Origin of the sequence: Halorubrum alkaliphilum (genome assembly GCF_017873815.1) — an archaeon.
Classification (GTDB): Archaea; Halobacteriota; Halobacteria; order Halobacteriales; family Haloferacaceae; genus Halorubrum; species Halorubrum alkaliphilum.
Genome location: NZ_JAGGKQ010000004.1, coordinates 114,763 through 131,530, shown reverse-complemented (window position 1 = coordinate 131,530; position 16,768 = coordinate 114,763). Strand labels below are relative to the sequence as shown.

Sequence of the window (16,768 nt, the reverse complement as noted above, 5' to 3'; positions counted from 1 at the left end):
GCGACGGCAAAGAACAACCGTTAAACGTCGCGCGCCGGTCTGAAGAGGTATGAGCGATACCGAAAGCCGGAGCACGCAGCAGTGTGTCTCCTGTGGCATCCAGGTGTCCGGCATGAGCGCCGCGCGGTTCGCCTGCCCGGACTGTGGTGCGACGATCTACCGATGCGCGAAGTGCCGCAAGCAGAGCAACCTCTACGAGTGCCACGACTGTGGCTTCCGGGGGCCCTGAACATGGGGGACGTCGCCGCCAAGATCAAGGTCATGCCGAACAGCCCCGAGGTCGACCTCGACGAGCTTCAGGACGAGCTCGAGGAGTCGCTCCCGCAGGGAGCGAAGATCCGTGGCTTCGAGCGCGACGACGTCGCGTTCGGACTGGTCGCGCTCCTCCCGACCGTCATCGTTCCCGACGGTGCGGGCGGCACCGAGGCGGTCGAGGAAGCGTTCTCCGGCGTGGACGACGTCGAGTCCGTCGCCGTCGAGAACGTCGGTCGTCTCTAGACCGAGCCGTCGATTCTCGTCGTTCCCGCTCGACCCCGAGCCACTGCTCCATCGTCGCCCGTTCCGTGGACACGCGTTCGGATGCGGCGTCATCCAACCGCTCGTTCGGTTCGACCACGTCGACTGCCGTCCATGCCGTCCTTTTTATTATCCGTCGATGATGGTCGCGCATGGATCTGAAACGGAAGCTTCGGGAGGGCGACGGACCGGTCGGCGGGTGGTGTTCGCTCCCGTCGCCGGGGGTCGCCGAGGCACTGGCGACGGCGGAGTTCGACTTCGTGACCGTTGACACGGAGCACGCGCCGACGACGATGGAGTCGGTCGAGCACGCGCTCCGGGCGATCGAGGCGGCTCCGGGCGGGACGGAGGCGCTCGTCAGAGTCGCCGAGGTCGACCCGGTCCGGATCAAGCGCGTTCTCGACGCGGGACCGGCCGGGGTGATGGCTCCGCAGGTGAACGCCGCAGCGGAGGCCGAGGATCTGGTTCGTGCGTGTCGGTATCCAGTACAGGAGAGCGATGAGGGCCACACGGGCGATGCGCACTTCGGAGAGAACCGAGACGGAACGCGGGGCATCGCGCTGAGCAGGGCATCCGACTACGGTCGCCGGCTCAACGAGCACGTTCGACACGTCGCCGGATCGGTCGCCGTGATCGCCCAGATCGAGACGCCCGAGGCGGTCGCGAGCGCCGGGGAGATCGCGAGCGTCCCCGGGATCGACGCGCTGTTCGTCGGCCCGGCGGACCTGTCGGCGTCGCTCGGACGGTTTCGGGCGTTCGACGACCCGGAGTTCGTGGACGCGGTCCGGGAGACGGTGACCGCCGGCAACGACGCTGGCGTTCCCGTCGGGACGCTGGCGACGACCGACGAGCGGATCGACGCGTGGCTCGATGCGGGCTTCGACTTCCTGATCGTCGGGACGGACGTCGGCTTTCTCGGGGCCGGCGCGGATCGGGCGATCGAACGGTACGAGGACGGATCATAACCGAGCATCCGGCCGGCGGGGGTCTCGACAGACCCCGCCGAGAGATCGGGTCGCGGATCACCGGACGTTTAAGCGGTGGCCACCCGAACGAAGCGGCATGCGTGGACTCCGTATCGGAACCGTCGTCGGTATTCCGATCCGACTCAACTGGACGTTCCTGATCGTGTTACCGCTGTTCGCGTACCTCATCGGCTCCCAGATAGAGGTGACTGCCGAGGTCATGAACCAAACGATGGGAGCCGGGATCGATCCGACGGCGCTGACGGCGGGGGTCACCCCGTGGGTGCTGGGGCTCGCGGCCGGGATCGGACTGTTCGGTGGGGTGTTGCTCCACGAGTTCGGCCACTCGCTGGTCGCGATGCGGTACGGCTACGAGATCGACTCGATCACCCTGTGGCTGCTCGGTGGACTCGCGAGTTTTACCGAGTTCCCCGAGGACTGGAAACACGAGTTCTGGATCGCGGTCGCGGGGCCGATAGTCAGTCTCGCCGTCGGTGCCGTCTGTTACGGCGTGTTCTTTTTCGCCCCGACCGGGTCGAACGCGGTGGTGTTCGTCTTCGGCTACCTCGCGTTACTGAACGTCGTGTTGGCCGTGTTCAACATGCTCCCCGCGTTCCCGATGGACGGCGGACGGGTGCTCCGGGCGCTCATGGCCCGAAAACGTCCGCATGCCCAAGCGACCCAGCAGGCGGCCGCGGTCGGGAAAGTGTTCGCGTTCCTGATGGGGATCATCGGGCTGTTGACCTTCCAACTGCTGCTCATCCTGCTCGCCTTCTTCATTTATATTGCCGCCTCCGGCGAGGCCCAACAGACGACGCTGAAGGCTGCCTTCGAGGACGTCACCGTCGCCGACGTGATGACCCCGCGTGAGGACCTCCACACGGTGACCGAGGACACCTCGGTCGCCGACCTCATGAGCCGGATGTTCGAGGAGCGCCACACCGGCTATCCGGTCATGGGTCGGAACGGACTCGTCGGCATGGTAACGCTAGAGGACGCCCGAAGCATCCGGGAGGTCGAACGCGACGCCTACCGCGTCGAGGACGTGATGGCGACGGAGATCGCGTCGGTAACGGCCGACACGGACGCGATGACCGCCCTCCAGACCATGCAGGAGCACGGCGTCGGTCGGCTCCCCGTCCTCAACGATCGGGGCGAGTTGGTCGGACTGCTCTCGCGGTCGGACCTGATGACCGCGTTCAACATCATCCAGACCGGCGGAACCCCGAGCGTCATCAGCGGTCGACGGCTGGGTGACGGCCAGCGACCGTTATAATCGGCTGCGGCGCACACGCTGCCTGCCTCGGCCGCTTCGGGAATTCCCGTCTACTCCGCCTGTTCCGGGAGTTCGGCACTATCGGAGACCGAGTCGTCGTCATCGTTCGACTCGACTGCTGAGAGCCGGTCGAGCGCGTCGACCATCGCGACGACGCTGGCCCGCGTGATGTCGGCGTCCGAGGCGGACACCGAGACGGACCGGTCTCCACGGGAGAGGTCGACCGCGACGGTGACGACCGCGTCGGTACCGCCGGTGATCGCGTCGACGTGATACGAGTCGAGCTCGAAGGCGACGCTCTCGGAGCGCTCCGATCCGTCCGCACGCGTCCCGCTTTCCGATCCCGCTTCGAGCGCCGTCCGCACGGCCTCTAGCCCGGCATCGACCGGTCCGGATCCGGTCCCCGAGGCGACCCGTTCCTCGTCGCCGACGCGGAGCCGAACCGAGGCGGTCGGGAGGTTGCCGCCGGAGCTCGCCGACAGATCGACGAGTTCGACGTGCCGGTCGCGCTCGCGACCCTGTACGTCCTCCGCCATCGCGAGCAGGTCGGCGTCGGTGACGCGCTTCCCGCGGTCGCCGAGCTCCTTCACCCGCGAGACGATCTCGCGGAGCTCCGCCTCGTCGACGTCGATCTCGTGTTCGGCGAGCGCGGCCGCAACCCCCGCCCGACCGGCGTGTTTGCCCAACACGAGCCGGCGCTCGCGACCCACCGTCTCCGGCGGGTACGGCTCGTACATCGCCCCGTCCTTCAGCGTTCCGTCGGTGTGGATCCCGGACTCGTGGGCGAAGGCGTTCGCCCCACAGACGGCCTTGTTCGGCGGGAGCACGACTCCCGTCACGTCGGCGACGCGTCGACAGAGCCGGTAGAGTCGGTCGATATCTACCGTGTCGATGTCGTAACAGCGATCGAGCGCGATCGCGACCTCCTCGATGGCGACGTTGCCGGCGCGCTCGCCGATACCCGTGACGGTGCCGTGGACCGTGTCCGCGCCCGCCTTCAGGCCGGCGTGGACGTTCGTCACCCCGAAGCCGAGGTCGTCGTGGGTGTGAAGGCTCGTCGGACCGAGATCGGCGAGCCGTGAGACGACCTCGGCGGTGTGTTCGGGCCCGGCCGCGCCGACGGTGTCACAGTAGCAGACGCGGTCCGCGCCCGCGTCGAGGCCGGCTCGCATGAGGCGTTCGAGGTAGTCGAGATCGGCTCGCGAGCCGTCCTCGCCGAGCACCTCCACCCAGAGCCCGTGATCCGTCGCGTACTCGACGAGTTCGACGGTGGTCTCGACGACCGCCTCGCGGCTCGATCCGACCTTGGTCTCGACGTGTCTGTCCGAGGCCGGGACGACGAGGTTGACGCCGTCGACATCACACTCGAGCGCGCGGTCGATGTCGCTTCGCACGCCGCGCGCGAAGCTCGTGACCGTCGCGTCGAGCCCCTCGCGGGCGACCCGGCGGATCCCCTCGCGCTCGCCCTCCGAGGTGCACGCTGAGCCGGCCTCTATCACGTGGACGCCGGCGGCGTCGAGCTCGCGAGCGATCTCCAGTTTGTCCGCGGGCGTGAGCGAGACGCCCGGCATCTGTTCGCCGTCGCGCAGCGTCGTGTCCAGTAGCTGTACCTCCTCGAGGTGTGTGAGTGGGTTCAAAAGGGTCTCCGTGTCGGTGTCGGCGGAACCGTCATCGCTGGACGGACGGGTTCCGTCGCTGGACGGACGGTCCAGGCTGTCTGATCGGTCGTTACGTTCGGCGAATTTCCCGGCCAGCCGCCGTGAGGCGACTTGCTCTATCCTCCGAACGACCACGATCGTTTCGTGTCATTCGTACCCGTGTCGATGGTTCACAGCCCTATAAACTGCCGGGTCGCGTCAGCTTTGGCCGAGCGGTTCAACCAAGGGGGGATCGGTCGTCCCGAGGGTGAGCGTGTCGGGCCCTCCCGCCGATCGGGAGTAGCGTTATATCGTCGTCGGGAGGATGTCGGCGTATGCGGAAAGTCGCCATCGACGAGGTCGACGTCGTCACCAACCCGATGGGCGTCCACGACCTCCGGAAACCGGTGTCGCGGGCGCTCGGGACCGAACACGTCGCGATGAACTACTTCGAGCTCGCGCCCGGCGACGCCTTCGCCGGGGGGCTCCACACCCACGAGGACCAAGAGGAAGTGTTCTACGTGCTCTCCGGAACCGCCACCTTCGAGATCGGCCGCGAGCGCGAGCGCGTCGACGTTGGCCCGGGCGAGCTGATCCGGTTCGCGCCGGGGGAGTTCCAGTCGGGGTTCGTCCGCGAGGACGCCGACGAGGAGGTCGTCGCGTGGGCGTTCGGCGCGCCGGGCGCGCGCCACGACTGGGACGCGATCCGGTCGATCGCGACGTGTCGCGCCTGCGGCGAGGAGCGCGTCCACGACACGGAGCTCACCGACGAGGGTCGCTTCCGGTTCACCTGTGTCGAGTGTGGGACGTCGTTCTCGCCGTGAGGTCGTTGATCGCCGGCACGGCCTGTCCTGTCCGATTCACCCGAGCATCGACCGGATCGACCGACGACGGGTGCCACACGTCTCCTGATACTCGCAGGCGGAACAGCGGCCGTCGTCGACGCGTGCCGGCGGGCCGTCGATCGCGCGGGCCGCACGGAGCGCCCGCCGGTAGGCCGCCTTTCTGCGAGTCGTAAGCCGTACCGTCCGGACGACGCCGACCGCTGGGTACTCGACTATCGCCTCCTCGACCCGCCGCTCACGCTCCCACGACAGCGCCTTCGCGGCGGCGACCGCCCGCACCGACTGTGGCTCCCAGACGCCGTTCTCGGGCGGTTCACCGGGCGAGCAGAGGACCGGTACCGGCGGACCGTCGTCGGGGCCGGCGATCAGCTTGTGTGCGATCCCGTGACAGTCGCGTCCAGAGAGAAACGCGCGCTCCTTGACCGGATCGACGAGGCGATCGTACACGGGTCGGTTTCGAAGCCGCGCGAGGTTGCGACGATAGGCGGCCGGCGAACGACGGATCGGGAGTCGCCGGAGCGTCGCGTCGGACGCGTCCACCAACTCAGGATAGCGAAACGCCAGATCGATCCGCTCGCGGGCCGTCTCGGAAACGCCGCGGTCCGACTCCTGCCGCCGATAGTACAGCTGCCGCGGGCAGTACGCGGCGGCCGCGAGGTCGCTGAACGGAGTCATGTACCGGGATCGTTCCGGGTTCGTATATAAGGATTCAGGCGGAGATGCCGCCGCTCACGGACTGCGGAGGCCCGCGAGGGTATATAAACGGGTCGAGCAGATTTATAAGGAAACGTCGGTCTCGATGTCCTCCGTCGCCTCCCGGAGACCGTCCTCGCGGGCGTCGCTCGCATGTGACCCCTCGATCTCCGCGTCGGTCAGCAGGTCCCGGAACTCGTCACGGAACCGGTCGTTCGCCCGGGTCGATGCGAGATCCGCGCGGGCGACCGCGGCGTACTCCTCGACGGTATCGGGGTCGACGTCGAACTCGTTCGCCATCTCGTCGCGGTCGCGGTCGCGGTCGCGGTCCGCGGCAACCATCCGTTTCAACGCCGCGTACTCGAAGGGCGAGTCGCGGTCGTCGTCGTCGACGAGGTGAAGATCGAGCCGCGCGTCACGGACCGTCCCGGGATCGATGGATCCCGTCCCGTCCGCCAGATCCGCGGCGATCGCCGCGTCGTCCTCGTCGCCGAAGAAGCCGCGGACCACGCGACAGTAGCCCGCGTCGTCGAGCCCGGCGTCGAACCCGTACCGGTCCCGCATCGCCGACACGAGTTCGGCGACGCGGGCGGCGACCGCGTCGTCGTCGCGGTCGGTGAGGCTCCCGGGCGACTCCGCTTGGTGCTCGGTCACCGTCTCGGACCCAGTCGCGTCGACGAAGAGGTCTCGGAGGTTCTCGGTCTTCTCGTCCATACGTTCGGTACATACGGACTCGGACTGAAAAAACGTGTCGTTGGGTCCCTTCGTAGTCGATCGTGCTCCCGGGAGCAGTTCGAAGCCGCTCCCGCGGCAACGTCGTAAACCAGTACACTGAAGTTGGTTTACGTGAGAACGAACGACATGTCGACACGAACGGAATCGGTCGATCTCGTCGGCGATGAAGCCGCAACGAACGTCGCCCGCGCGGCGCTTTTCGCCGCCCTCGTCGGCGCGTTCGCGTACGTCTCGTTTCCCCACCCGTTCTCGGCGTCGCCCATCACCCTCCAGGTGCTCGGCGTGTTCCTCGCCGGGATCTTCCTCGGGCCGGTGTGGGGCGGCGGCGCGCTCGTGCTCTATCTCGCGGCCGGCGCGATCGGCGCGCCCGTTTTCTCTGCGGGGACGGGCGGTCTCGGCGTGCTGCTCGCGGAGCCGACCCTCGGCTATCTCTGGTCGTACCCGTTCGCCGCGGCGCTCATCGGATTCGTCGTCCACGGCGGCGTGACGCTCCGCGACATCGACACCGTCGGTCTCCCACGGCTGGTCGGCGCGATGGTCGCCGGTACCGCCGTCATCTACGCGTTCGGCGTCGTCGGGTTCGCGGTCGTCCTCGAACTCACCCTCGTGGAGGCGTTCCTCACCGGCGCGCTCGCCTTCATCCCGTTCGAGGCGGTGAAGATGGCCGCGGCGGTCGGCGTCGTCCGGTCGGACGCGATCGCCGCGAACTGAGTTCCGATGAGCAGTCTCGGAGGGCGCTTGTGATCGAGGTCGACGGCGTCACTTGTCGGTACGAGAGTGGAGGCGGTAGATCGACGGGAGACGGATCCGACGGCGTCGTCGCCGTCGACGACGTCTCCGTGTCGATCCCTGACGGCGAGTTCCTCGTCGTCGCCGGCGCGAACGGCTCGGGAAAGACGACGCTCGTCAGGACGTTCAACGGGCTCGTGAGGCCCGACGACGGGGAGGTCGCGGTCAACGGAACTTCCGTCGGCGAGGACCTCGTTGCGGCCCGAACCACGGTGGGAATGGTGTTTCAGGACCCACGCGACCAGATCGTCGCTGCGACTGTCGGGGGCGACGTCGCGTTCGGTCCGGAGAACCTCGGACGCTCTCACGCCGAGATCGACCGGCGGGTCGAGGAGGCGCTGGCGGCCGTGAACATGAGCGGTCGCGCTGACGAGCGAGTCGAGACGCTCTCCGGCGGCGAGCGCGAGCGCGTCGCCATCGCCGGCGCGCTCGCGATGGAGCCCGACCATCTCGTCCTCGACGAGCCGTTCACCGGGCTCGACGAGCCGGCCCGCCGGTCGGTCGTCGATCGGCTCCGGGCGCTTCATCGTGAGGGGACGAGCGTCGTCGTCGTCACCCACGACCTGCGTGACGTGATCGACCTCGCCGACCGCGTCGTCGGACTCTCCCGCGGCCGGGTCGTCGTCGACGCGCCGCCCGCCGAAGCGGTCGGGACGCTTTCCGGACTCGACGTGCGCGTGCCGGAGAGCTGCGCACCCAAGGACGAGTCGGGAGCCGGTGAAGGCGGGTCGGAGCCTCGCGGAGGCGGATCAGGACCTCACAGAGACGGGTCGGGCTCCCCTAAAACCGGGTCGGGGTCGCCGTGACGCTCGCGTACGTCCCCGGGGACTCGCTCGCTCACCGGCTGGATCCCCGCTCGAAACTGCTCGTTCAGGCCGCGTTCGCGGCTGCGGCCTACGCGTACACGACGCCCCGCGGGCTCGCCGCGCTGACGGTCGTCGCCGTCGGATCGCTGCTGTCGGCCGAGGGCGGCCCGCGGGACCTGTGGGGATACCGGTTCGCGGTACCGTTCCTGCTCGTCGCCCCCCTCGTCGCCGGGGCGACGCTCGGCGAGCCGTGGTTCCGACTCGACCGTGCCCGCGACACGACGCTCGCGAGCTATCGGGTCCTGCTCGTCCTCGTCGTGGCCGCGGCGTACGTCAGATCGACACCGGTGCGGGACTCGCGGGCGGCGATCCAGTGGGCGATCCCCGGAAAGCCCGGCCAGTTCCTCGGAGTCGGCGTCGCGCTCGTCTTCCGATTTCTTCCGCTGTTGAAACGCGATCTGCTCGCGACGCGGGAGGCGATACACGCGCGGGCCGGTGGCGAGCGCCCTCTCCGAGACCGGATGCGTCTCGTCGCCGTCGGCGGCATAAACCGGGCGTTCGGGCGCGCCGACCGACTTGGAACCGCGCTGAACGCCCGGTGTTTCGCGTGGAACCCGACGCTCCCCCGGCTCTCGTTCGGTCGGGGTGACTACGCGGTGACGGCGGTCGGGGTGGGTTTGTTTGCGGTCGCGACGATGGCCAGTATATAAATACACGGCTCTGTTGAGATCCGCAGCAAGCGATATACGTTGATCTCACAGTGGTCAATACAGGTGATTTACCGAGTTTATTGGTATTCAGCCGTCCGAAAGTTTGAGATGATGTGATATTAAATTCGGATATATGAAGATCCCCAAACTCGATATAAGAGAGCTCTTTACATCGGCAGTCGTTGTTGTTGTCATCATCGCGCTGTTACAGTATTTCGGGGGTTTACTAGTTACAGCGCCCGGACAAATTGATCCTACTGGGTTAGCCATAATCGGGATACTATTTGTTTTGATTTCGGCTCTGATTGCGATAATTACAGCAAATACGTCTCTTCCGACACCTGACTGGGCCACCGGAAGCGACGAATAAGCACTCTTCAGCGATCGGCTGTTTCATCCTATTTTATGTCTGAATAATAGGGATTCAACGAAGCAAAATGAAGGGTCCTTACGCGGATGAGCGTTAACTACTTCGGCTCGCTTGGACCCGTTTCGACCGTGCCGTATTTCACCGCCCTCCGGCGTTCGGTCGGTGGATCACCTCGCGGACGGAACCGATCGACCACTCGCTTCGTATTGTGGCAAGTTTTAACCCGAACCTACCCACCTGATCGATCATGACGCTCCTACAGGCGGCCACCCGGGAGACGTTCTGGACCATCGGTCCGGTCGGGAAGGCTGCCTTCTACTGGCTCGCCGCGGTCGCGATCCTCGTGTTCCTCTACGGCGTGTACGCCCGCTTCGCGGCGTACTCCCGGGGACGTGCGGATCCCCGGGACCGGCTGTCGGACCTCCCGGGTCGGATCCGCTCGGCGACGAAGACCGTCCTCTCGAACGAGAACCAGTACGACCGCGACCTGTACGCCGGGATCATGCACACGTTCGTCCTGTGGGGGTTTCTCGTCCTCGTGGTCGCGACTGCCATTCTCGGCTTCGACATCGACGTGTATCGCCCGCTCGCCGGCGAGTCGTTCTGGGTCGGCGACTTCTATCTCGCCTACCAGTTCGTCGTCGACGCGTTCGGCCTGCTGTTCGTCGTCGGCGTCGGGATGGCGATATATAAGCGCTACCGGAACCGCGAGGGCCGGCTGTGGGGGAAACACACCTCGTTGGAGGACGACGCGTTCGTCTGGACGCTGTTTCTGCTCGGCGTCGGCGGATTCCTCGTTCAGGCGGTCGGGATCGTTGGCCAGCCCGAACGCGCAGGTGAGACCGTCTCGTTCGTCGGGATGGCGATGGCGAACGCCTTCCAGTGGGCGGGAGTCACGCAGGCCGGCGCGGAGGCCGCCTACGGCGTGATCTGGTGGCATCACTCGCTGCTGGCGTTCGCGTTCATCGCGTGGATCCCGTACGCGAAGCCGTTCCACATGATCTCCTCGTTCGCGAACGTCGTCGCCCGCGACGAGCGGGCCGGCGCGCGGCTCCCCAACGTCCCCGCCGATCTCGATCACACCAACGCCGAATCCATCGAGGACTTCACTTGGAAGGAGCTGATGGACGGGGACGCCTGTACGAAGTGTGGCCGGTGTACCTCGGCGTGTCCCGCCGATACCGTGGGCCGGAACCTCGACCCGCGCGACGTGATCCTCGACCTGAAGGCGTACCGCGAGTCGATCAGCGACGATCCGGTGGTCGGACGCGGCGGGTCAGTTGCGACTGACGGTGGCGTGGCCACCTCCGACGGTGGAACAGTTCCCATTGTCGCTGACGAGGGCGGCGTGATCGCCGCGGAGTCGATGGAGTCGTGTATGTCCTGTATGGCCTGCATGGACGCCTGTCCCGTCGACATCGAACACCTCACCTCGTTCACCAAAATGAACCGTCAGCTTGTCGACGAGGGGGCAGTCGACTCGCATCTACAGGACATGTTCCAAGACGTGATGCAAAAGGGGAACTCGTTCGGCGAGTCGCAGGCGACCCGCGCCGACTGGGCTGACGGGCTCGATTTCGAGCTCAACGACGCCCGAGAACAAGAGGTGGAGTACCTCTGGTACGTCGGCGACTATCCGAGTTTCGACGACCGGAACAAGAAGGTCGCCCGCGCGCTCGCCCGGCTGTTCGACGAAGCTGACGTGTCGTTCGGGATCCTCTTCGACGACGAGAAGACCGACGGCAACGACATCCGCCGGATCGGGGAGGAGTTCCTCTATCTCGAACTCGCCGGCCACCACGTCGAGACGTTCGCCGACTGCGAGTTCGACTCGATCGTCTGTACGGACCCCCACTCGTACAACACGATGAAACACGAGTACCCCGAGGTCGACTTCGCGGAGTTCGCGGACGACCCGATGATGCCGTTCGACCGCGAGGAGCCGTGGAACCCGGACGGCGAGATCGACGTGTTCCACTGGACGCAGGTGGTCGAGGAGCTCGTCGCGGACGGCCGGCTCGATCTGTCGGGCGACGAGCTCGATTACACCGTCACCTATCACGACCCGTGTCACCTCGGTCGCTACAACGACGAGTACGAGGCCCCCCGCGAGCTGATCGAAGCGACGGGTGCCGACCTCCACGAGATGCCGCGCTCCCGCGAGAGCTCCTTCTGTTGTGGCGGCGGCGGCGGCGGACTCTGGACCGAGCACGACGAGGCGGTAAAACCGAGCGAGGAGCGGCTCCGCGAGGCGGTGGAGGACACCGCCGCGGGCAACGCGGTCGAGAAGTTCGTCGTCGCCTGCCCGATGTGTACGACGATGTTCGAGGACGGTCGGAAGACCGGCGGGTTCGAGGACGCGGTCGAGATCGTCGACGTCGCGGAGCTGTTGATCGAGGCACTGGAGGCGGGGACCTAGCGGCCGAGTACGCGCGGCCGAAACCAACGCGCGGCCGAAACCAACGCGGTCAGACGCCGTTCGAGGTCGACCCGACCGCGGTCGCGGTACGGCGCAGCAGGGCTCGACCGGCTGCCCGATCGCGGACAGGGGCGTCGCCGAGGTAGTCGATGAGCGCCTCTCGAAGCAGCGCGGTCTCCTCGGCATCGAGCGGTTCGTCGCGCTCGATGCTCCGCAGCGGCACTCCGTGTGGCGGGGTCTCGGCGGGATCGATGCGGGTAGCGTCAGTTTCGATTGCCGCAACCGCGTCGGGGTCGGCGTCGACGGACCGCTCGCAGGCGGCAAGTAGCGCCGCGTGCGCCACCCACGCCTCCTCGCGGCCCAGAACGAGGCCATCGGTATCATCTCGCGGAGGGCTCATTCGACTGGTTTCTCCGTAGGAAGGGTCTTAAAAGTATGCGTGCTGCCGGTATCCGATCGGCCGTTGCCAATGCGAATTTCGATGGTTTAAGAGTCGGGGACTGAAACGATCCGCCATGGTGCGGGATCCGTCGCGCGAAGAGGAGCCACCCGCCGTCGCGGACGTGCTCGACGCGCTCGCCGACGACGCGGCCCGACGCATCGTCGCGGCGCTCTCGGAGCCGAAGACCGCGAGCGAACTCTCCGAGGAATGTGACGTCCCGTTGTCGACGACCTACCGGAAACTCGAGGACCTCGTCGACGCCTCCCTGCTGACGGAATCGACTGACATCCGGCGCGACGGCCAGCACACGACGCGGTACTCGGTCGCCTTCGAGGAGGTACGCGTCTCGATCGACGCGGACGCCGACGGCGAACTGAGCGTCGAGTTCGAGCGACCCGAGCGGACTCGGGACGAGCGGATCGCCGACCTCTGGTCCGAACTCCGTGAAGAAACATGAGCACACACATAGAGATCGCCATCATCGTCGCAAAGACCGCCATCCTGCTTTTAGGTGGCTCCATCACCTATTACGCGCTCCGGGCATTCGAGCGCACGGGCGATCCCTCGTTGCGCGCGCTCGGGGTCGGGTTCGGTATCGTCACCGTCGGCGCGCTCGTCGGCGGTGTCTCACACCAGATCATCCGCGCCGATCTCGCCGTGGGGATCGCCATCAACAGCCTGCTGACGGCGGTCGGCTTCGCCGTGATCGTCTACTCGCTATACGTTGAGTGAGTCAGGTCTTGTATCGGTATAAAAGACGCGTTCGAAGAAGAGAGAGTCGTGCGGGCGGGCTACGACCGGCTACGCCGACTCTTCCGCGTCCTCGCTACGCATGAGGTACAGGCCGACGAGCGCCATCAGGAGGACGAACCCCGTGAGAAGTCCGATCAGCGCGAGCGCACCGTCCTCCGGGAGCGTGTCTCCGTCGAAGGTGACGCCGATGGCGACCAGCCCGGCGAGGAAGACCGCCGCCGCACCCATGGAGACGACGATCTGTCGACGAAGCTCCGCATCGATTTCCATACTCCCGGCTTCCCGTCGGCACTAAAAAAGGACTTCGATGGCACCGCCGCCGACGGCACGGTCATCACTGCCGCGTTCGCCGAACGAACCGAACCGGGTACACGCCCGAGAACGTAACCGGGTGACGCGTCTCGTTCCGACGAGGCATGATACACCGACAACCTATGACACGCTCGAGAGACGCGTGCGCGCAGCCCGGGCGTGGCCGACTCTACACCGACGGCTCGGGGACTGACAGCTCGGAGACTGACAGCTCGGAGACTGACAGCTCGGGGACTGACAGCTCGGAGACTGACGACGAGAACGACGAGGATCGGTCGAGGCGAGCGCGACGCGAGTCGATGACGGTGTTCCCCCTTCGTGACCGGCGATACCTCGTCGACACCGCGGGCGGAACGTATATTGTCGCACTCGACGTCGGAACGTGTTCGTGTCCCAACCACGAGATCCGCGGGTCGCGATGTAAACACCTCCGCCGGGTCGCCATGGCGGTGACTGAGGGGGCGCTTCCGGCACCGGACGAGCGCGTGTCCGTCTGTGCAGTCTGTGGAGTCGAGACGTTCGTCCCGCTGACGGCCTCCGGTCCCCACCTGTGTGCGCGACACGGTTTCGCCCGCGGCGACGCCGTCCGCGACCGTGAAACGGGGGAAACTCTCATCGTCACCGGCGTCACGGACGAACGCGCCGACGAGTATCGAACTGACGAGGGGCGACCCGTCGACGAGTACCCCACGAACGCCGAGTACGGCGCACACGAACCAGTCATCGAGGCGGTGTACGCGGAGCCGCTAGGACCCACACACGGGGTCGACGACGCGAGACGGTACGGGTTTCCGGCCTCGCGGCTGGTTTCGATCGAAACGACGGTGGAAACCGGAACCTGAGATTACGGTCGTCACTCTTCATGCTGCCCGTTCCGGGGACGGGATGGGTTATAACACGTCTAGCGCGTCCTCGACGGGCATGTGGCCGTCACGGACCGATTCCAGTATCCCACGACGCTCTTCGTCCGGATCGGTCCCGACCTCGTCGAGTGTCACTTTCTCCGTCTCGCCGACGAACTCGGGGAAGTCGGTCCCCTCAGCGAGCGCCGTTTCCTTTTTCACTCGGTAGGAGCCGGCGTCGGTCGTATAGAGATCACCCGGATGGAAAAAATACCAGTCCTCGCGGTCGAACCGGACCGCGATCCGCGCCTTCGCACCGAAGTTCCGGGCGAAGAACAGCAGCGCCTCGACCTCCTCGCCCGTGAGGTAGATGGGGTCGCCCGCGCTGGATTTCGCCTCGATGGCGTAGAACGTCTCGCCGTTGCCCGCGAGCACGTCCGGCAGTTCCCGCTCCGTCGCCGCGCCGCTGGCCGGCGCGCGCATCACCGCGAAGCCCGCGTCGTCGAGTGCGTTGACGAGCTCGCGCTCGCGGCGATCACCCTTTCTGTTAGCGGACACCGTCGTCGTCACCCGGATTCGTCACGACCGGTCCTACCCACGAGAGAAGTAAAAGGGCGACGGGTCGCCGACGGAACGTAGACCTGACGCCGTCGCTACGTGGCGTGAAATACCGAAGAAAGAAACGGGTCCGACGCCAGCGGCGGCGGACGGCGTTCCGTGTTAGTTGCGGACGAGGTTCGTCGCGCGGGGTCCCTTGGGGGATGATTCGATGTCGAACTCGACTTCCTGGCCCTCTTCGAGGTCCGGACCGCCGACGTCTTCCATGTGGAAGAACACGTCCTCGTCGTCGTCTAGGTCGCCGTCGTCCGTCGAAATGAAACCGTAGCCGCCAGTGTCGTTGAAGAAGTCAACCTTGCCTGTCGCCATTACGAATACACATAGAGCCGTGATGGGGATAACGCTTCCGAGAGTCGAGTTATCATGACTCCCGTGTCAGCGACCCACGACTGAAAGCGTGGGGTTCCACCAGTTCCCTTCGTGAGGAAACGAGGAGGACACGGCGCTCCGATCCCATCCGGGAGACAACTATATACCATGTGAACACATCACATGACACGGACCGTTATGAAACCATGCCACCGCTGTCAGTCGGTCATCGACGAGTACATCTTGGACAAAGAACTCGAACCCCTGCGTGACCTCACTGTCGACGATTTCAACGTCTGTGCGGACTGCGTCACCGTGGTCGCGGACGCGTGCGTAGAGTGTGGCGGTGCGGTGTACGTCCCACCGGGCGATTCCCGGGTTCCCGACTTCTGTCCGGCGTGTCGCGCCGACCGGATCAAGCGAACGGGACAGGATCCGGGATGGAATCGCGACCCGATGTCGACCTGATAGCGATGTTCCGAAAGATGTCGTCAGTGATCGTATACACGTGACGACGGGCGTTCTCGACGAACACTATGGTCGACGGAGTCAGCGTGAAAGGATGGAACAGCGACGGGGGTATCTCGACAGTATTTGAGAGCGTCAACTCATCACCACGATGGACTTCGTGAGTCGGTCGGAGGAACTGGATCGGCACTACGACCTCTTCGACTCGGGTCGCGTTCGAATCCGTTCAGGGATGCCAATCGACGATCGATTTTCTCTCCCTACGCCAGTTTGGATGTACGCGAACCCCACCGATGCACCAGTGGACGGCCAGCTATCGAACGAACGCATGCGCCTCGCACTATTACGGCGTCAGCATCGACGCCGGCATGCGATTAGAACGATACGGGCGCGACGGGCGCTACTTCGACTGTCGAACGACTCGACCTTTGAGGCGTGAGGCGGCCGAATTCGACGTCATTGAAGCGGTGATATCCGACATCGTTCAGCCGGCGATGACAAAATCTACACCGGTGCAGCACCGACGCCAGAGCGAATGGCCGACCCGTTGTGGTACCCGTCCGTCGAAGACGTCGTCACCATCCACGACGACGTCGTCGCGGAGTATCCCGATACTCCCGCCGGGGTTCGGAACCGCGGCGATATCGAGTTCGTACTGAACTACATCGAAGAGGGGAGCTTCGGCTCAGCGCCGGAAACCATCCACGAGAAGGCGTATCATCTTCTGCGGCTCCTCGTCGCTAATCACCCCTTCGTCGATGCGAACAAACGAACTGCACTCAACGTGACGGTCGTCTTCTACTTCCTCAACGGGTATCGGTTCGAGTACGATGACGAAGTGAGGGCGATTCTGAAAGCGTTTGGCACCGACGAAGCGGCGGTAGATGAGGAAGAAACCACCGAGTATCTGCGATCCCACACCGAAGAGTTGGATCTGGCCGGTGAGATCGACGAATGGCGAGACGAACTCGTCCGGTATGGGCTAGACCGGCTGGTCGGCGATTCGTCGGACCCGAACGATTAACGGTGTTCGACGCGTCCGTTCAAGCATGGCCACCGAAGAAGGCGCAGAAACGACATCACCGCTTGACGACGTGATGGCGGACATCCGGCGGGAGCTGGTTCGACGGGTCGCGGCGGACGACCGGGATTCGAATCGGGATGTCTACGACGCCCTCGAAGACGAATAATCGCACTTGGGTCGCGTTTGAATCCGTTCTGGGATGTCAATCGCCAATTGATTTTCTCTCCCTACGCCAGTTT

23 protein-coding genes are annotated in these 16,768 nt (G+C 65.5%); 16 read left to right on the top strand and 7 right to left on the bottom strand.

The genetic code is table 11. The features are described 5' to 3' along the window. The first annotated feature begins 49 nt into the window (after window positions 1-49). The 4 genes from J2751_RS04270 to J2751_RS04255 all read left to right on the top strand — a co-directional run bounded on the left by J2751_RS04270 (window position 50) and on the right by J2751_RS04255 (window position 2,757). Window positions 50-229, top strand: a complete 180-nt coding sequence (locus J2751_RS04270) for an HVO_2753 family zinc finger protein (protein ID WP_209483480.1) — start codon at window positions 50-52, stop codon at window positions 227-229. A gap of 2 nt (window positions 230-231) precedes the next feature. After that, on the top strand, window positions 232-498 hold the full coding sequence (locus J2751_RS04265; protein ID WP_209483477.1) for an elongation factor 1-beta: 267 nt from the start codon (window positions 232-234) through the stop codon (window positions 496-498). A gap of 170 nt (window positions 499-668) precedes the next feature. Next, window positions 669-1,481: an HpcH/HpaI aldolase family protein gene (locus J2751_RS04260; protein WP_209483476.1), complete on the top strand. Its 813-nt coding sequence runs from the start codon at window positions 669-671 to the stop codon at window positions 1,479-1,481. A 97-nt stretch (window positions 1,482-1,578) separates the two neighbouring features. Further along, a complete protein-coding gene (locus tag J2751_RS04255; RefSeq protein WP_209483474.1) occupies window positions 1,579-2,757 on the top strand; it encodes a CBS domain-containing protein in 1,179 nt (392 codons plus the stop codon). A 50-nt stretch (window positions 2,758-2,807) separates the two neighbouring features. On the opposite strand, the gene J2751_RS04250 is transcribed toward J2751_RS04255, so the two are convergent. Then, entirely contained in the window at window positions 2,808-4,394 is a 1,587-nt protein-coding gene (locus J2751_RS04250) for a (R)-citramalate synthase (protein WP_280900821.1), read from the bottom strand. A gap of 335 nt (window positions 4,395-4,729) precedes the next feature. Between J2751_RS04250 and J2751_RS04245 the strand changes: the two genes are divergently transcribed. Continuing rightward, on the top strand, window positions 4,730-5,218 hold the full coding sequence (locus J2751_RS04245) for a cupin domain-containing protein (RefSeq protein ID WP_209483470.1): 489 nt from the start codon (window positions 4,730-4,732) through the stop codon (window positions 5,216-5,218). A 36-nt stretch (window positions 5,219-5,254) separates the two neighbouring features. Here the strand turns inward: J2751_RS04245 and J2751_RS04240 are convergent, their stop codons facing one another. Continuing rightward, entirely contained in the window at window positions 5,255-5,914 is a 660-nt protein-coding gene (locus tag J2751_RS04240) for a CRISPR-associated protein Cas4 (RefSeq protein WP_209483468.1), read from the bottom strand. Window positions 5,915-6,016: 102 nt separating this feature from the next. Further along, window positions 6,017-6,646 (bottom strand): hypothetical protein, encoded by a 630-nt coding sequence (locus J2751_RS04235; protein WP_209483465.1) that lies wholly within the window; start codon window positions 6,644-6,646, stop codon window positions 6,017-6,019. A gap of 147 nt (window positions 6,647-6,793) precedes the next feature. On the opposite strand from J2751_RS04235, the gene J2751_RS04230 reads away from it, so the two are divergent. From J2751_RS04230 to J2751_RS04210, 5 genes are all read left to right on the top strand, one after another. After that, entirely contained in the window at window positions 6,794-7,378 is a 585-nt protein-coding gene (locus J2751_RS04230; RefSeq protein ID WP_209483463.1) for a biotin transporter BioY, read from the top strand. Window positions 7,379-7,407: 29 nt separating this feature from the next. Continuing rightward, entirely contained in the window at window positions 7,408-8,262 is an 855-nt protein-coding gene (locus tag J2751_RS04225; RefSeq protein WP_209483461.1) for an energy-coupling factor ABC transporter ATP-binding protein, read from the top strand. After that, the gene (locus tag J2751_RS04220) at window positions 8,259-8,972 is read left to right on the top strand and encodes an energy-coupling factor transporter transmembrane component T family protein (RefSeq protein WP_209483459.1); all 714 of its coding nucleotides are present in this window, start codon (window positions 8,259-8,261) and stop codon (window positions 8,970-8,972) included. Before J2751_RS04225 ends, J2751_RS04220 begins: the two co-directional genes overlap by 4 nt. A 133-nt stretch (window positions 8,973-9,105) precedes the next feature. Next, the gene (locus tag J2751_RS04215; RefSeq protein WP_209483457.1) at window positions 9,106-9,342 is read left to right on the top strand and encodes a hypothetical protein; all 237 of its coding nucleotides are present in this window, start codon (window positions 9,106-9,108) and stop codon (window positions 9,340-9,342) included. Window positions 9,343-9,589: 247 nt separating this feature from the next. Next, the gene (locus J2751_RS04210) at window positions 9,590-11,761 is read left to right on the top strand and encodes a (Fe-S)-binding protein (RefSeq protein WP_209483456.1); all 2,172 of its coding nucleotides are present in this window, start codon (window positions 9,590-9,592) and stop codon (window positions 11,759-11,761) included. Between the two features lie 49 nt (window positions 11,762-11,810). Here the strand turns inward: J2751_RS04210 and J2751_RS04205 are convergent, their stop codons facing one another. Then, window positions 11,811-12,161, bottom strand: coding sequence for a DUF7853 family protein (locus J2751_RS04205; protein ID WP_209483454.1), 351 nt, complete (start codon window positions 12,159-12,161; stop codon window positions 11,811-11,813). A gap of 115 nt (window positions 12,162-12,276) precedes the next feature. On the opposite strand from J2751_RS04205, the gene J2751_RS04200 reads away from it, so the two are divergent. Beyond that, the gene (locus tag J2751_RS04200; RefSeq protein WP_209483452.1) at window positions 12,277-12,660 is read left to right on the top strand and encodes an ArsR/SmtB family transcription factor; all 384 of its coding nucleotides are present in this window, start codon (window positions 12,277-12,279) and stop codon (window positions 12,658-12,660) included. Then, window positions 12,657-12,935 (top strand): DUF7521 family protein, encoded by a 279-nt coding sequence (locus tag J2751_RS04195; RefSeq protein ID WP_209483450.1) that lies wholly within the window; start codon window positions 12,657-12,659, stop codon window positions 12,933-12,935. Before J2751_RS04200 ends, J2751_RS04195 begins: the two co-directional genes overlap by 4 nt. Before the next feature lie 69 nt (window positions 12,936-13,004). Here J2751_RS04195 and J2751_RS04190 read toward each other — a convergent pair whose 3' ends face one another. After that, window positions 13,005-13,226: a DUF7472 family protein gene (locus J2751_RS04190; protein ID WP_209483448.1), complete on the bottom strand. Its 222-nt coding sequence runs from the start codon at window positions 13,224-13,226 to the stop codon at window positions 13,005-13,007. A 341-nt stretch (window positions 13,227-13,567) separates the two neighbouring features. Here J2751_RS04190 and J2751_RS04185 point away from each other — a divergent pair, with 341 nt between their 5' ends. Further along, on the top strand, window positions 13,568-14,110 hold the full coding sequence (locus J2751_RS04185) for an SWIM zinc finger family protein (protein ID WP_209483447.1): 543 nt from the start codon (window positions 13,568-13,570) through the stop codon (window positions 14,108-14,110). Window positions 14,111-14,158: 48 nt separating this feature from the next. On the opposite strand, the gene hjc is transcribed toward J2751_RS04185, so the two are convergent. Next, entirely contained in the window at window positions 14,159-14,680 is a 522-nt protein-coding gene (hjc, locus tag J2751_RS04180) for a Holliday junction resolvase Hjc (protein ID WP_209483445.1), read from the bottom strand. Between the two features lie 150 nt (window positions 14,681-14,830). Beyond that, window positions 14,831-15,037: a cold-shock protein gene (locus tag J2751_RS04175; protein ID WP_209483443.1), complete on the bottom strand. Its 207-nt coding sequence runs from the start codon at window positions 15,035-15,037 to the stop codon at window positions 14,831-14,833. Between the two features lie 198 nt (window positions 15,038-15,235). On the opposite strand from J2751_RS04175, the gene J2751_RS04170 reads away from it, so the two are divergent. The 3 genes from J2751_RS04170 to J2751_RS04160 all read left to right on the top strand — a co-directional run bounded on the left by J2751_RS04170 (window position 15,236) and on the right by J2751_RS04160 (window position 16,695). Further along, window positions 15,236-15,505 carry a DUF7571 family protein gene (locus J2751_RS04170; RefSeq protein ID WP_209483659.1) on the top strand — a complete coding sequence of 90 codons (270 nt, stop codon included), beginning with the start codon at window positions 15,236-15,238 and terminating at the stop codon, window positions 15,503-15,505. 535 nt (window positions 15,506-16,040) lie between these two features. After that, on the top strand, window positions 16,041-16,529 hold the full coding sequence (locus J2751_RS04165; protein WP_209483441.1) for a type II toxin-antitoxin system death-on-curing family toxin: 489 nt from the start codon (window positions 16,041-16,043) through the stop codon (window positions 16,527-16,529). Window positions 16,530-16,554: 25 nt separating this feature from the next. Further along, window positions 16,555-16,695 carry a hypothetical protein gene (locus J2751_RS04160; RefSeq protein ID WP_209483440.1) on the top strand — a complete coding sequence of 47 codons (141 nt, stop codon included), beginning with the start codon at window positions 16,555-16,557 and terminating at the stop codon, window positions 16,693-16,695. The last annotated feature ends 73 nt before the right edge of the window (window positions 16,696-16,768 follow it).